This window comes from Maccoyibacter intestinihominis (genome assembly GCF_040096355.1).
In the GTDB taxonomy this organism is placed as follows: Bacteria; Bacillota; Clostridia; order Lachnospirales; family Lachnospiraceae; genus Maccoyibacter; species Maccoyibacter intestinihominis.
Genome location: NZ_JBBMEX010000003.1, coordinates 186017 through 200274 on the forward strand (window position 1 = coordinate 186017; position 14258 = coordinate 200274).

Genomic DNA, 14258 nt, shown 5'->3' on the forward strand with positions numbered 1-14258 from the left:
TCCAAATATAATTTTGCTTGATTTCAACTATACACTATATCTTTGCCAGCAAGTCCACTTTCAATGCTTTTTTACCTTCCTGTGCTACTTCCACTCCTTGGAATTTTGCATAATTTACCTTTACACCATCATCCAAGTCAATCTCGATTCTCTGATTAGCAACATGGGCAATGGCTTCATCATATATTTTCATCTCTGCTAGCTGCTTTGTGTACTTTGTTACTGCCTTTGTAGCCTTTGATTTCTCTGATGCTGATGTTGCATTGTCAATCGTATACTGAGCACTCTGCATAGCAGTCTCCACATATTTCTGCGCTTTATGAAGATAATCTGTTCTTACTCTGCCAACTGTATCAGCATCATATCGGTGCATATAAATAAGTGCCTTGAAACCATTCTGCTTGCCACTGTCAAATAGCCAGTAAATAGGACGCTTACCAGATCCTGTAACAGAATAAGTATTGCAATGATCCTTGAAGAAATCATTTAAGAAATAATTTCTGATTACTTCTCTGCTTGTGTTTCCTTTGTTGCCAAGTGCTTTTGCAATAAAATCAAGGTTTGTTTCCAATGACTTCTCACCATATACAATCTTCACCAATTCACAGAATCTTGAAACAATATCATCCGAGAAATATTCTTCATCACAAATAGGAATGATATTATCTTTGTCAGGATTATAAGTGCATTTTTTCACACCTTCATCTGTCTTATAATAAAATTCACCTATTGGAACGGATGCCCCCGGTGCTCCGGCAAATCCAGTTCCACAAACTGGTGCTGATGCTTCAAAGAAATGTGCTTCAAAAGGCTGTCCTACCAAAACAAGACCTTCCTCATCCAATGAATATCGTCCAAACATACATCCAACAGCATAAGAAACCAAGCTCTTAATATCACGCTGTAAATCTGCTTTACGAACTGTGACATCTTTATCTTCTACCTCTGGTGTCAATTCATCCTGCAAGCCATAAATATCAATAAAAATACGATTCAATTCTTCCTCATTTGCTTTGAGCTGATTAAAGCGTTCATTGCATTCATTCTCCCAGCAAGTGTAACATTCTGCTAAATTAATATCTGCTGTATCATCAAATAATGCTCTATTCCGCGAAATAACAGATATTAACGGATGACGTTTAAAATTCCACGAAGTTTCATAATTGTCCCAATCACATTTACTAATTTCAATGTTATATTTTACAACTTCATCTATATTACTCTTTCTTCTAACATCATAAATAAATGGTAGTCTATTCATGTTACCAGCAGTAAGATTCATTGTTGGCGCAATAAAAGAGAAACATGACTCTGCTGCTTTAGAATTCAAAAAAGCAAGTGTATAATATATTTTACTTGCATCCTTGATAAACATCGAATCCCCTGCTTGGTCAAAAATAAATCCTTTCGGTAAAAAACGTAGTCCAATTCCAGAACTCCCAATTCTTTTCCATGACAATCCCTCTTTAAAAAAGAACTTCTCATTTCTTATAACTGAACTTTTTTCGTTTCGAATGCTTTTTCCATTATCTTTCCACATAACAACATTATTATGATTTCCATACCATTTTCGAAATTCGCCACCACAATTATATCTTTTATATATTTCGTTTTCGTTAAACATTGCGGTTTTAGTATAATTAACCTCATACCACAATCTTATATATTTGCTATTATTTCCTGTTTGCATTCCAGTGCAACAATTTGCAGTTTTATCAAGTGTAGAATTTTTAAATGCATTTAATAAATTATCACTAACCCAATAAGCAATAGGCTGACCTGATATTTGCCCAAAAACTGCCTGGTTAGTAATATACCTATTATTCTTTAAAAGGAACATTTTCTCTTTGCTTTTTTGTGTATTTGGTTCAACAAGTCTTATATATATTCCCTTAAAATTCTGAATATGAGTTTTTTTGATTACAAAAGTCGTGGTCTGCACTACTTCTCCACCTATTTCTTCAAATGCTCTTGCTCCAAGATGTGCCATATTTTCAATACTAAATTGAACTACGTTTTCTCGCAACTTCTCAAAGGACGACAAAAACATCCATGAATGCATCGTAATCATAGCTTGATAACCATTTTTCTTAAGCATCTCCCCACAACGTTCAATAAACACAGCAAACAAATCAGCCTTACTATCAGGATAATTCTCCTTTACAAAATTGTTTACCTTTGCACTAAGATTACTTGTTCCAGCATATGGTGGATTAGTTGCAACAACCTCATACTTCTGTGCCATAACTTTGCCAATTTTAATCAATTGTTTCAACTGCTCTGCAGTCTCATCCAATCCATATGTATCAAAAGAAATCTGGCTTTCTGTATCTGTATTCTCTACAAATTTCTCTAACAGCTCCCAATCATAGCTTTCCACATTAAGCAAAGAACCATATTCCTTTGCATCATTTAATGTGTTAAGAAGTCCTTCCATCTGCGATACTGCTGCATTCTTCTCTACATCTGTCAATCCAGCGCCAAAGTATTTAAGCTGACCACGATTAATACCATTACTCTCCTGCACAGCATATACATTCGGTTCTATACTTCTGGTCAAGATTCTTCTATCATACTGTCTTGCTTTCATCAGCACTGCAAAATAGCTCAACTGTGCAGCTCTGTCATCTATATCAAGTCCGTATATATTATTTTGTATAATGCTCTGTGCAGCATCTCTCTGTGACCATCCTGCATTTTCATATATCTGCATAAATACATCAAACGCATACACCAGAATATGACCGGATCCCATACAAGGATCAATAAGCTTTATATCTTCCGGCTTTAATGTTGCATACTCTGCCTTTATCTTATCAAGTTCCTGCTGCACAGACTCTTCCTGCTTAGCCTCATCCAGATAGTATTTCCATTTGCTTTTTAGTTCATCATCCGGATGTCCTTCTACCCACATTCTGCCAAGGCTGTTTTCGACCATATATCGTACAATCCAGTCCGGAGTAAAAAGCTGGGTAACTGCCGGTACTTCTTCTTTTGTGATTTTGGTTTTCTTGGCAAATGCTTTATTTTTAGGCTCTGTATTGTAATACTGATATAACCAGCCTATGATTTCTACCTGTCCTGCTGCCTTACCATCCTCATCAACAGTTGTGATGTTAAAATCTTTTTCATCGATACCATCTACAAGCATACGAATTACATCATCTTCATTCGTAAATGAGATGTTCAGAAGCATTTCTGTATAGTCTTCTGTCTCTTCAAAAAGTCCCGGTAACACTTCATGAAGCAGATTACACTGCTTGATAAAGAGCATTCTGAATAAATCATCAAGCCTGTTGTTCATCTTGGCATCAATGATTTCTTCTCTCTCTTTATCAGTGAAATTCCAGTCAATATCTGGAGCCATAGTTACCACATCAGGCTCATTTTTTCCTTCTTTTTCGGAAGAAAGCACACGAACTCTTACAGGATACATATAGTCGTTCACTTCCATAAAACGGATAGCACAAATTCTGTTAAACCATGTATATGCCACTTCTTCCACTACCGCTTCAAAGCCTCTTGCATGAATCTGGTCTACCAGTTTTCTTCTCTGCTCACACTGTTTTTTGTTAAGTGTTACCTCTGTTCCTGCTGCTGTCCTATATACCTCAAAATCTGCACCTTTTGTGATTGCTTCACTGCAATTATCCGGTGTGATCCCAAGCATACCCGCTTTATCGGTAACGGATGCTATCAGCTTATTTCTTGCATCTATTGCAAATTTTTTAATTGCATTTTTGTTCATGTGCTATATCCTCCAATCAAGCTTATCAGCTCAATGTAATTATTGTGTCTTCTTCCAGTTCATTCATCAGTTTCTGCTTCATCTCAGCAAGAAACTTATCAATATCCTGCTCTGTCTCTATCGAATATGTTCTAGCCCCTGCCACATTGCTGATGGAAACATTCTTACGTCTCTTTGTCTTTACTTTAGTCGGTGCTGGAATAGGTTCAATCGGCTCTTTACCTGGTACTACCGGTGCGACAGGTGGTTCCGGTGCAGGCTGATGTGCCCTCTCATATTCATCTATCTCATCCAGACACTTGATTTTTAAAGTGTCACTTTCCAGCTTGATATTCTTAATTGCAGCAATATCACTGGATGTTCTGAGTTTCTCCCAGATCTCATCAAATCTCTGATTGATACGAGGACGGAGCACTTCCGCAAATGGCTTAGTATCCAATACTTCTTTCACTTTAAGGAAGTCGTCATGTACTAATGGATCCATGATAGCTGCTTCCTTTTCAAGCAATCCCATATGAAGCTCTTCAAATCTCTTATTTAATTCCGGTAATCTCTGAATCTTACCGAAAGGCTTGCTGTCCTTTACGATAGTCTCTATCTCTTCGACTACCTTTAACAGCTCCTGGTCACTTACATAAGTCTTGCTGTTTCCAAAATATGCAAGGTTCTTCACTGCCTCTTCAAAAATCTTTCTCTGGTCTCCCTTAAAGAAATCAAATACAGGTGCAGTATCTTCTGCATCATCAAGCAGGTCATCTCTCTTCTTATCTACTGTCTTGAAGAACTCTGTAGGCTCATTGATATCAAGGATTTCTGCAAGTCTCTTTCTTGCCTCTTCCATCAGTCGCTTACAAGGATATTTCGGATTGATTCTGTACTCTACAAGGATGTCATCGTATACTTCAACTTTATCCTTCGCTCTGTTCTTGAAGCTACTCATGATTTTGTCATCATCATCACTGGATACAGTAAATCCGAAGTAATCCTTCATAACTTCTTTTGCAGAACGAATCTGTCCGTCCGTTGCTCTTTCTCTGATATCTATCAGGAGTTTCTCTACATATTCACGCTTTGTAATATATCTAACCAGTTCATCCTGATTCGTTGAAAGCAATGACAGACTCTGACTGTTAAGAGTAAGCGACACTCTTCCCAGCTTGAACAACATTGCAACAAGCCACTGCACATCCTTTGGATCAAATCCATACGGTGCTGCACCAAACTTATCCTGTAATGACTTAAGGGATGTCTTCATATGTCTGGCATTATTTAATCCGATTACCTGTACCGCTTCCTCCAATGCGAGCTTATTCGGTGTGGTATCACTTGTGCCCAGGAAGCTCATCTGACCATCATTGTGTTTGAAAATTGCGCTGATATCTGAAATCTCCGGTGCTGTCTCCATGTAGGTGAGCTTATTGTATTTCATGGCTACAAGCTTACCGAGGGCTTCATTAATTCTTGCTGCCGGCTCCTTAGCCGAAATAGTTGCCTTATCGCCATTTACATAGATATCAGCATTTTTTAATGCATCCTCAATAAAGATTCTGATTCTATCCTTCTTCTCAATACGCTCATCCTCTTTTGCCCTGCGGATGCTGTCAAAGCTGCCTCTGGCTCCGGACGCATTTTTATTAAGGAATTTATATATCTTGATGGATTCTGTAATCTCATCAAGGAATGTGCTGTCATTTGGCAGCTTCACAATCACACTGCTTTCCTGTGCTGAGAGCAGACGAAGTGCAGAGTCTGCATAATCTCCGCCATAAGGTGTAATAACTGTCACTCCGATATCGTTAGACTGATTGCCCTTGAAGAATCGGTCATCCACCTTCTGGTTGAATGGGAATAAGTAACGGCTGCTGTAACGGTATTTCTTCTCTGTATAGATTTCCTCAAAGATAACTGTAGACGCTTCTCCGATGATTTCTCCCATCTCTACTGACTCATTGTTGATGGCATTATTGATTTCCTGCTCCTCATTTGTCAGGAAGATGTATATTTCACCATTCTTCTGTACAAGTGTCTCTTTAATCAGCTTCTTTAATGATTCTTCAATCTTAGAACGGACTTCAATCCTGTCGTCATCAATATTGGAAATCATAAGTGTAGTAAGATTATCTACGTTTGCCTTGATTTCCTTGACATATTTAATCATAAAGAGAACCTTCAAAAGCTCTACATCGAACTCATCCAGCTTACTGTTATTTTCTGCATCTGAGATCACCTGACTGTGCTGGTGGTCAATAAACTTATGTAATGGATCATAGAAGAAGCTAAACGGAACCAATACTCCATCCTCTTTATCCATTACTCTGATTGCCGACTCCTGAAACAGTGCAAGCATAGAACGTGACTGATCAGACAGATGCTTTCCACTTGCGCCATGTGTTCTGACCGCAGTAAGTACCTGTCCTAAAAGATTGAACTGATATGGTATGAACGGATAGCAGTCTGCGAAATCCGCCTTATCTGCATACAACTTCTTGTCCGCTGTATCCGCTGTAAATGTAATAAGGTTCTTGATAATTGATTCTTTCTGCTCATAGAGAAGTCTAAGCGTCTGTGTTGCTGTCTCATTCTTTGCAAGCACACGCTTACGAATTACTTCATCAACATTGGATGCCGAAAGAGAAAGTCTCGTATCAAAACGTCCCTGAATCTTAGAAAAGTCATTTCCCTTTGTCTTTGTAATAGAATCAATATCCTCCTGGCTCGTTACGATAACCCATGCCTTACCTTTGCAGGCTGTTCCAAGGTCTTCCACAATTGTCTGGAGATTAAGCATAAGCTGTGTATCATCTGCAATATACTGACCGATTTCATCAACTAAGAAGACAACATGATGATTCGGTCCTTTCTTCGCACAGTATTCCTGCACAAGTGATACGAACTTCTCGATACTGAGGTCATAGTTACCCTTTGCATTCTTGCACCAGTTGCGGGCTGCTTCCTCACTCATGAAATCCATCTCGACTAATGTCTTTACTACTTTATCCTGAATAACTGCAAATGCCTGTCTCTTTTTATCCCAAGGTGCTCCTGCATTCGCCTCGAACCTCTCTTTGAACTCTTCAAATCTGCCCTCGTTATCCAACTGACGTTCAAATTCTGCAAGATAAGGTATTGAACCACAATATCCCTGCATCTCATTGAACACCTTCATAAACACTTCAACAATAGCCTCCTTGCCGGAGCCTACCTTTGCAGAACCCTTTGAATCAATATTGAAAAGCATGACATCCGACTCAATAGTTCCAGCCTTTGTCATCTCTGCAATAAGCATCGGATCTTCTATTTTCGGTCTGATGCTTGCATCAGACTGCCGTCCTGTAAAATACTCAATGGCTCTTTTACCTTCTACTGTGCTGTTTTTTAATAAATAAGACAGTATTTTTAAGAAGTGAGATTTACCACTTCCAAAGAATCCGGAAATCCAGACACCCATCTTATCTGTATATCCGTCTACACCTTTTTCATAATTGTTGAAGAAATCCCTGAAATGCTTCAGAAGTTCCTTGGTCACTACATATTCATCTAATTCCTGATATACATTTTCTTCATCCGACTGACCTACTTTAATAACGCCCTTGATGTCACGGTCAATCTGCTTTTCAAACATATTTTTAATCTGCATTGTATTTCCTCCTCTACACCAGACGGAATGCCCTGTAATAGTTGTGTGAATCCATCGTTCCAAATAATTTCAAATCCTGTCCGCTATACTCTCCCGGATAGAAAAGCACTACCGGCACACTGTCAAGTACCTGATGCAGGTTATTTAAGATGTTGTGGCTTGCTATTATCGGATGGCACTTGCCTACTCCGGTAAGAAATACCACACTGTCTGTCAAATCTTCCTGCAATATTCTTGATATGATTAGATTCAGCTCATTTGTCTCATCCAGTCCCAAAGTCTCTACAAGGCTGTCTGCCATTTCAAAAAATCCATTCTCTTTTTCCAAATCAAAGAATGCTTCCAGATACCCTTCCTCCTGCAATATCTCAATCATAAGATGAAACAGGTCAAACTCAACTATTCTGAAATCTTTATTTCCGTTGTTTATTCTATCCTTGAGGTATGCTATATGATTTCTCACATACAGCTCTTCTCTTGGATCATAATCGAATATATAATATCCGACTTCATTTCCAAGTCCTTTATTCTCTCTAAACGACTTATCTGATATTTTGTCTTCTATCTGATTCAGTCTATCATCCAAACTTAACTTTGCCATGCTCAGACTCCTTTCACAGCTTTCAAGTATTCTCCCAGTCCATTTGCAGTCAGCAATTCCTCTGTACGATAGTCAATGTGAATTGGCTTGATTGTTCTTGGTTTTGCACTACTTTCAAGTAATCCCGCCTCAAACATCATTCTAGTAAAGCACTGTTTCAGTTTCCGTACTGCTGTATCCGTCCATCCAGCCACCACATCACTCTGCAACGCTTTATCCGAAAAGAATACATTCAAATCCCTGTCTTTGATTTCCTTTTCTCCAAGTCTGAGCTTTTCATCATACACTTCATGAAGAAATTCAAAAAATAGTCGGCTATCCATAAGAATTGCAATTAAGTTTAAAATCTTTGCTGTCTCCACATCACAAGTGGTAAAAGCCTGAAGCACAGCTTCCGGCAATGCAGATACTCTACGATAAGTACCATTCAATACCTCATATGCACGATATTCTGCTTTTACTTGATAGATATTCTCTTCCCAGGCTATCTTGCGGATATCCGCCTTGCTATATCCATCCAGGATATATCCTGCGGTCTTTCTAGACTCCTGTAGCCAAAATAATTTTGATGTAAGTCCTGCACTATATACTAACTCTGCCATTTGTCACTCTCCAACAAGGTTTATTCTTCATCTTTCACAAACTCACAGATATCGCTAATATCGCAATCCAGATATGTAGCAATCTTGAGTAATACACTCATAGACACTTCTCCATCCTTACGCATCTTTGTAAGAGTATTCGGAGCAATATCTACAGCCTTTCTTAAATCGGCTTTACTCATCTTTTTGTCTACTAATAACTTCCATAATTTATTGTAACTTACTCTCATTCTAACACCTCGTGGCTTTTTCTATAGACATGTTATATTTGTCACAATTGAGTAAAAACTCGCTTTTTAAATTATAGTACAAAACGCCCATTCTTGCAATCAAAATAATCGCATTTTCTTGCGAGCTTTAATTATTTTCATTTAAAAGTCATTAGTTTTTGTGAGAAAGATATTCATAACTTTGCTTTTGAGTATATTTGTTAATATTTTAGGCATTACATAATACCAAAACTTATAGCCAAAAGGCAGAGTGCAATCCTGCGCTCTGCCCCTTATTTAATCGTCCAGATACAGTTCCAACGCCTTATATGCATTTAACGTATTTGTATCAGCATCATTGACAGTACTTGAATATGTCTGCAAACTGCCTGACGGATCTGTTGCACAGTTGGTAAACGATATATACGCATCATACAAATCTGATACTGCATCGTATGCATCCTTGTATTCATCTGGTGGATTCTTCAATTTTTTCATCAATGCATTGACTGTATCCTGGTTATCTTCAATACTGCTTACCTTACTGCTGAAGCTCGAATCTGCATACAGATTACCTAACGCATCGTTAAAATCAGATACAAAATATCCTTTGGGACGAGTATACTTATCTGTTTCATCATCTCTTTTTTCGTAGATGGCATTATACCATACCTGCTTAATCAGATTTGCACTTGACTCAGCATCGCTCGCACCTGTCAGCATTGTAACTGTGGCTAAATTCAGATTATCAGAATACTCTTCCACCCGTTGTGCATATTCCTCTGCTGCCTTTTTCTTCTGATATTGTGTCACTCCAAATACTGTTGCTCCTCCGACCACCAATAATGCAATCACAATTCCAATAATAACCTTTATCTTCTTAGTCACCTTTACCCCTGTTACCTCTACCTTTTGCGGCTTTTCATCTGTCTCCTGCCCTATTGTATCATCAACCGGACAGCCACAATTCGGACACTCTGTCATCCCCTCTTCAAGTTCAACACCGCATTCTGTGCAATGCTTCTTCTCTTCCAGTATCAATATTTCACCGCAATGCACACACTTCTTTGCTTTTTCTGATACCTGTTCTCCACAATGTGGACATACAATCATTGCCATAAAATTGTTCTCCCTTCTTACACACCTGCTACCTGCAGGTGGTACTGCTTAATAATTCTTTTTGCCACCATTGCATTTAGATCCTTATTAACCGCAACCGTATAAATACCGTTTGAATACATAAAATGTGAGCCTTTGCATCTTTGATATTCATATCCGTTATTACGAAGTATCTTTTTCATTTCTCTTGCATCTACCATAAATATCACCTACCTTTTTCCTGCCTTATCATGATATTCTGCGATATCATCTGCCCAGGCATCATCAAGTTCTATACTGCAGATTCTGCTTTTTGTAACGCCTCTCACTGCTCTGCCAACAGCCTCGTAATTGAGTGCTACTCCATCATGATCATTCTCATATGTTACTGACCTGTTTCTTTCAATACCAATTTTTTCAGCTTCTTTGCCTGCATCAATATTTGCTCCAAGGAATAAGAACTCCCAGCCACATTCTTTCTTTGCTTCAATCATTCGCTTAATGTCATTGTAATTAAAGTCTGTACTGGAATTTTCTAATCCATCTGTAGTGATTACAAACAATACTTTTCCGGCACGATGTTCCTCCGGCAAATGTTTCTGCACATTGTCAATTTTGTTAATTGCATGTCCTACCGCATCAAGCAATGCCGTACATCCCCGGACATAATATTCTTTATCCGTCAACGGCTGAACTGCATCAATCGTGAAACGATCATGAATGATTTCCACTTCATCATCAAAGAGGATTGTAGTCACATTAACTTTTTCTCCTTCTTTTTTCTGCCTCTCTATCATCCCGTTAAATCCACCGATTGTGTCGCTCTCCAGTCCACCCATTGAACCACTTCTGTCCAAAATAAAAACCAGCTCTGTTAATTCCGCATTCATGTGATTTACCCCCTTCGGTTTATTGTAATCACATTATATCTACGAAACTAACAGAGCTGGTCGCATGATAGGCGACAATTTCATCACCTACTCAAAAATTGGCTGTCCATAAGCATCTAATATCTCATTAATTTCAAACATATCGTATATCTTATTCTGTAAGAAATAAGCTACGATAATATCCGTCTTTGAACTTCTTGAAAACGCAAAGCCTGCTGAATTTAGAAGATCCTTCGCTTCATCAATAGATAGTTCTAATGCTATTGCAAACGCAAGCACAGTCTTCTTATTTGGCGTATAATTCACATCTTTTCTGATTTTTGAGAAATGTCTCCGATCCACATAAGCTTTATTATATGCTTCTGAATCCGTCATACCTCTCTCATCAATAAGACGCAACAATCGCTGTGAAAATGTCTCATCCATCTGTCCCATAAGACTTTCTATATTACGGTTTGTTGCCAATGTCGAAGACATAGCGTCAGTTGCTTTCATTTTCTGCATACTTTCAACATCAAACGATTCTACGGCACTTTCATCTATCTCAATATCTGTATCTTCTTCGGCATTACATTTTTTTGTTGCCTTTTTCTTTCTAAATTCCGAGATTCTATCAAATATAGACTTCATTTCTTTATCTAGTTTAATATCATCCGGCTTGTCTATGTAATATTTATCTATGTATTTTCCGACTGATTCATATAATTTTTGGTCTCTCATTTCCGACTCCTTTATCTATGTTATTATTTATTCCCAGGCTAATCTGTATTGCACCATTCACCCTCTCCATTATAGAATCCCCAACATTACAAATAAATCGTCCTAATCTTTGTTTATCGATAGTTTTCAATTGCTCTAAACATACTATACTGTCTTTGTCCAATATACCACTTTCTAAATATACATGTGTTGGCTGACTACCTTTGATTTTGGATGTAATCGTTGCAATAATCGTTGTTGTAGAATAATAATTTCCCACATCATTCTGTACTATCATAACAGGTCTCCAGCCGGTTTGCTCTGAACCGCAATGATGTTCTATACCAGTTAAATCCGCAAAATAAATATCTCCTCTTTTAACTTCATACATATCTACCTGTACTTCTTTTCCAATATTCTCCTCCAAATCTGTATATTCTACAATTGTAAACGCTTCTTCGCAAAGAGCAATCGTTTTTAATGTAAAATAGTTATGTCCACAACAGGGACATTTTCTCCCCAGTAAAGTTCTACTTCGAAAGATATTATTATCAAAAATGTATGCTAATGTAATTAAATGCGCACCACATTTACAAACTCTCATATCAGGTTCCCTTTTACTAACCTTTAACGGAACATTTGAAATATATTCATATCGCGTTATATTCCTATTCGTATTCAGCTTATATTTATCAAAAAGTAAATATTCCTGTTTTTCTATAATCACTTCATCCATTTTTGTCCTCATCGCACTTATACCATTCCTTTCACACAAAGATACTTTTTAGAAATATTTTTTAATTCTATAAAGTTGTCCTCGTTCCATAGCCAGCTAATTACTTCCTACTACTTTTAATTACATTATATCTAAAAGCAACCAATGCTGGTCGCATGTCAGGCGACACTTCTTTAACACCGCAGGGCAATTTATTAACCAGAGTATCTTCTTTATCCATCAATCACCATAATGATTAAATCCACCAAATAAACTTTTATCACTACGGCTTATTCTATCCCCACTAGAATCATAAGTATTTACACTCCCAAAAAGTCCCGGTCTACTCTCGCCTATTTTATATCCGCTATTATCATAATGGTTCATAGTTCCAAATACCCCCAGTCTGCTGTATCCTCCTTTCCTCATATTGTTTTACTCCTTCCATACATTTGTTTACAACAAATTTTTATAATACTTCATTTCTTATTTTTATTTTATAACTTCTTATAAAATAAAAATAAGAATCAGAAAGAATGATTTCTTATCTGATTCCTATTATAGAAAATAAAGTGTCCCATAAACATCTCTTGCAACTCGAACTTTTGTTCTTATTATGTTTCTTTTACCACACTGCCCACTGCTTCAATTCTTCCAGACTCGGGTTCTGGTTCAAAACTTCTGCGCCTGCGATCTCGGCTCCTGCGCTCAGATATGGTTTTAACTTCTCGGCTGTCTTTCCGATATTGCTGCCACCGGAGGTTGCAAAAAGTACAATTTTCTTTCCGGAAAGGTCATACTGCTTTACAAACGTATTGATGATATTTGGTGCAGCCCAGTACCAGATTGGAAAACCGATATACAAAGTCTCGTAACTGTCCATATCCTGTACCGTTTCTTTTATTGCCACATCTTTTTTGCCGGCTTTTTCTCTATTGCATCGTGCCAGTGGATTCGTCCACTTGAGGTCTGCCTCTGTATACGGTTCCACCGGTGCTATTTCAAAAATATCAGCTTCTATCGCCTCCGCTAATTTTTCTGCCAGTCCCTTTGTAACTCCACTTGCTGAAAAATATGCAACTAATCTTTTTCCCATGATCCTGATACCTCCATTTCAATTTTATGAATGATTTCACAAAATTACGATATCCTATTTCTGCATAGATTTCAACCTTAAATTTTCTGCATCCGCTTCTTCTGTCTGGTTTTCAGATTCCGCAGCATATAACTGCTTACAATACTCCATTCCCTTACCGGAAATTACCAGTGTGTCCGTTCCATTGTCATCACTTATCGTATCTAACTGCTCATCTAAAATTTCAGAAAGCATTCCTTCGCTATCTTCTGTTCCGTTTGCTTCCTTGATTGCTTCTTCTCTTCTCTCTTCTTCTGTCTTCGGCTCATTTTTCTTCGCTTCTTTTGCCATCTGTTCGCCGCGTTCTATTGCTTCATCCATCACATGGAACATCTGTGAGCTGTTATATTCCTGTTTTGCTGCCGCGATCTGGTCATCATAGGAATGTAACAGTTCTAATTTCTTTGCGATATCGTCTAAATCCAAAGACTCCCTGTTTTTCAGATTTTCCTTTTGTGCTTCAAAAAATGCCACCTTACTGTCTCTTTCAGCCTGACGCTGTAACTTCTCCTGTGAGCTCTTTAGCATATTAGAACCCCAGCCGATCCCGTTGGTATATTTTATCTGCATCGCCTGTCTCCTTTCCCGATCATCCTGTTTTTTCTAATATAATTATCGGAAAAAGTATCGCTCTGCTAAAGTATCATGTAGCGAAATGACTGTTTTCTGTAGTAAAACGTTATAATTTACCGGATCTCGATCGGCGTTGCCTCCGGCACAAAGATCATTCCATCATATGTTTTTTCCGGTGTCCGGTATTTCCGGTAGCTGGACGGATACAGTCGCATATAGAATGCATATCCCTCTCCGAGTGACCCCATGTACATCGGCTGACCGATCTGTTTTCATTCTTTTCGCCCTCGCTTTCTTTGATATATAGATTAGGTGGCAAAAGGTGCCTCACAACTTAGTGGCTGGCAACTT

The 14258-nt window shown here is 38.0% G+C and carries 14 protein-coding genes; all 14 read right to left on the minus strand.

Features of this window, described 5'->3' with window-relative positions; translation table 11 throughout:
- Positions 1–34: 34 nt before the first annotated feature.
- Positions 35–3748 carry a BREX-1 system adenine-specific DNA-methyltransferase PglX gene (gene pglX, locus WMO43_RS04620; RefSeq protein WP_353530242.1) on the minus strand — a complete coding sequence of 1238 codons (3714 nt, stop codon included), beginning with the start codon at positions 3746–3748 and terminating at the stop codon, positions 35–37.
- Between the two features lie 25 nt (positions 3749–3773).
- Entirely contained in the window at positions 3774–7385 is a 3612-nt protein-coding gene (brxC, locus tag WMO43_RS04625) for a BREX system P-loop protein BrxC (RefSeq protein ID WP_353530243.1), read from the minus strand.
- 13 nt (positions 7386–7398) lie between these two features.
- Entirely contained in the window at positions 7399–7986 is a 588-nt protein-coding gene (locus WMO43_RS04630) for a DUF1788 domain-containing protein (RefSeq protein WP_021960551.1), read from the minus strand.
- A gap of 2 nt (positions 7987–7988) precedes the next feature.
- The gene (locus tag WMO43_RS04635) at positions 7989–8588 is read right to left on the minus strand and encodes a DUF1819 family protein (RefSeq protein WP_353530245.1); all 600 of its coding nucleotides are present in this window, start codon (positions 8586–8588) and stop codon (positions 7989–7991) included.
- Between the two features lie 20 nt (positions 8589–8608).
- On the minus strand, positions 8609–8818 hold the full coding sequence (locus tag WMO43_RS04640) for a helix-turn-helix domain-containing protein (protein WP_022262498.1): 210 nt from the start codon (positions 8816–8818) through the stop codon (positions 8609–8611).
- A gap of 276 nt (positions 8819–9094) precedes the next feature.
- Positions 9095–9916 (minus strand): zinc-ribbon domain-containing protein, encoded by an 822-nt coding sequence (locus WMO43_RS04645; protein WP_353530247.1) that lies wholly within the window; start codon positions 9914–9916, stop codon positions 9095–9097.
- A 17-nt stretch (positions 9917–9933) separates the two neighbouring features.
- Positions 9934–10116 (minus strand): type II toxin-antitoxin system HicA family toxin, encoded by a 183-nt coding sequence (locus tag WMO43_RS04650; RefSeq protein WP_015521614.1) that lies wholly within the window; start codon positions 10114–10116, stop codon positions 9934–9936.
- Positions 10117–10125: 9 nt separating this feature from the next.
- On the minus strand, positions 10126–10785 hold the full coding sequence (locus WMO43_RS04655; protein ID WP_353530248.1) for a vWA domain-containing protein: 660 nt from the start codon (positions 10783–10785) through the stop codon (positions 10126–10128).
- An 87-nt stretch (positions 10786–10872) separates the two neighbouring features.
- Positions 10873–11505: a helix-turn-helix domain-containing protein gene (locus WMO43_RS04660; RefSeq protein ID WP_353530250.1), complete on the minus strand. Its 633-nt coding sequence runs from the start codon at positions 11503–11505 to the stop codon at positions 10873–10875.
- A complete protein-coding gene (locus tag WMO43_RS14190) occupies positions 11483–12220 on the minus strand; it encodes a type II toxin-antitoxin system PemK/MazF family toxin (protein WP_434784166.1) in 738 nt (245 codons plus the stop codon). Before WMO43_RS14190 ends, WMO43_RS04660 begins: the two co-directional genes overlap by 23 nt.
- Before the next feature lie 219 nt (positions 12221–12439).
- Entirely contained in the window at positions 12440–12628 is a 189-nt protein-coding gene (locus tag WMO43_RS04670; RefSeq protein WP_353530251.1) for a hypothetical protein, read from the minus strand.
- Between the two features lie 196 nt (positions 12629–12824).
- Positions 12825–13295: a flavodoxin gene (locus WMO43_RS04675; RefSeq protein ID WP_177962874.1), complete on the minus strand. Its 471-nt coding sequence runs from the start codon at positions 13293–13295 to the stop codon at positions 12825–12827.
- Positions 13296–13349: 54 nt separating this feature from the next.
- The gene (locus WMO43_RS04680; RefSeq protein ID WP_177962875.1) at positions 13350–13904 is read right to left on the minus strand and encodes a hypothetical protein; all 555 of its coding nucleotides are present in this window, start codon (positions 13902–13904) and stop codon (positions 13350–13352) included.
- Positions 13905–14020: 116 nt separating this feature from the next.
- A complete protein-coding gene (locus tag WMO43_RS04685) occupies positions 14021–14155 on the minus strand; it encodes a hypothetical protein (RefSeq protein WP_353530252.1) in 135 nt (44 codons plus the stop codon).
- Positions 14156–14258: the final 103 nt, after the last annotated feature.

Coding starts and splice junctions, on each gene's coding strand:
- pglX (WP_353530242.1), bottom strand. CDS start 3,748: ATGAACAAAAATGCAATTAAAAAATTTGCAATAGATGCAAGAAATAAG.
- brxC (WP_353530243.1), bottom strand. CDS start 7,385: ATGCAGATTAAAAATATGTTTGAAAAGCAGATTGACCGTGACATCAAG.
- WMO43_RS04630 (WP_021960551.1), bottom strand. CDS start 7,986: ATGGCAAAGTTAAGTTTGGATGATAGACTGAATCAGATAGAAGACAAA.
- WMO43_RS04635 (WP_353530245.1), bottom strand. CDS start 8,588: ATGGCAGAGTTAGTATATAGTGCAGGACTTACATCAAAATTATTTTGG.
- WMO43_RS04640 (WP_022262498.1), bottom strand. CDS start 8,818: ATGAGAGTAAGTTACAATAAATTATGGAAGTTATTAGTAGACAAAAAG.
- WMO43_RS04645 (WP_353530247.1), bottom strand. CDS start 9,916: ATGGCAATGATTGTATGTCCACATTGTGGAGAACAGGTATCAGAAAAA.
- WMO43_RS04650 (WP_015521614.1), bottom strand. CDS start 10,116: ATGGTAGATGCAAGAGAAATGAAAAAGATACTTCGTAATAACGGATAT.
- WMO43_RS04655 (WP_353530248.1), bottom strand. CDS start 10,785: ATGAATGCGGAATTAACAGAGCTGGTTTTTATTTTGGACAGAAGTGGT.
- WMO43_RS04660 (WP_353530250.1), bottom strand. CDS start 11,505: ATGAGAGACCAAAAATTATATGAATCAGTCGGAAAATACATAGATAAA.
- WMO43_RS14190 (WP_434784166.1), bottom strand. CDS start 12,220: ATGGATGAAGTGATTATAGAAAAACAGGAATATTTACTTTTTGATAAA.
- WMO43_RS04670 (WP_353530251.1), bottom strand. CDS start 12,628: ATGAGGAAAGGAGGATACAGCAGACTGGGGGTATTTGGAACTATGAAC.
- WMO43_RS04675 (WP_177962874.1), bottom strand. CDS start 13,295: ATGGGAAAAAGATTAGTTGCATATTTTTCAGCAAGTGGAGTTACAAAG.
- WMO43_RS04680 (WP_177962875.1), bottom strand. CDS start 13,904: ATGCAGATAAAATATACCAACGGGATCGGCTGGGGTTCTAATATGCTA.
- WMO43_RS04685 (WP_353530252.1), bottom strand. CDS start 14,155: ATGGGGTCACTCGGAGAGGGATATGCATTCTATATGCGACTGTATCCG.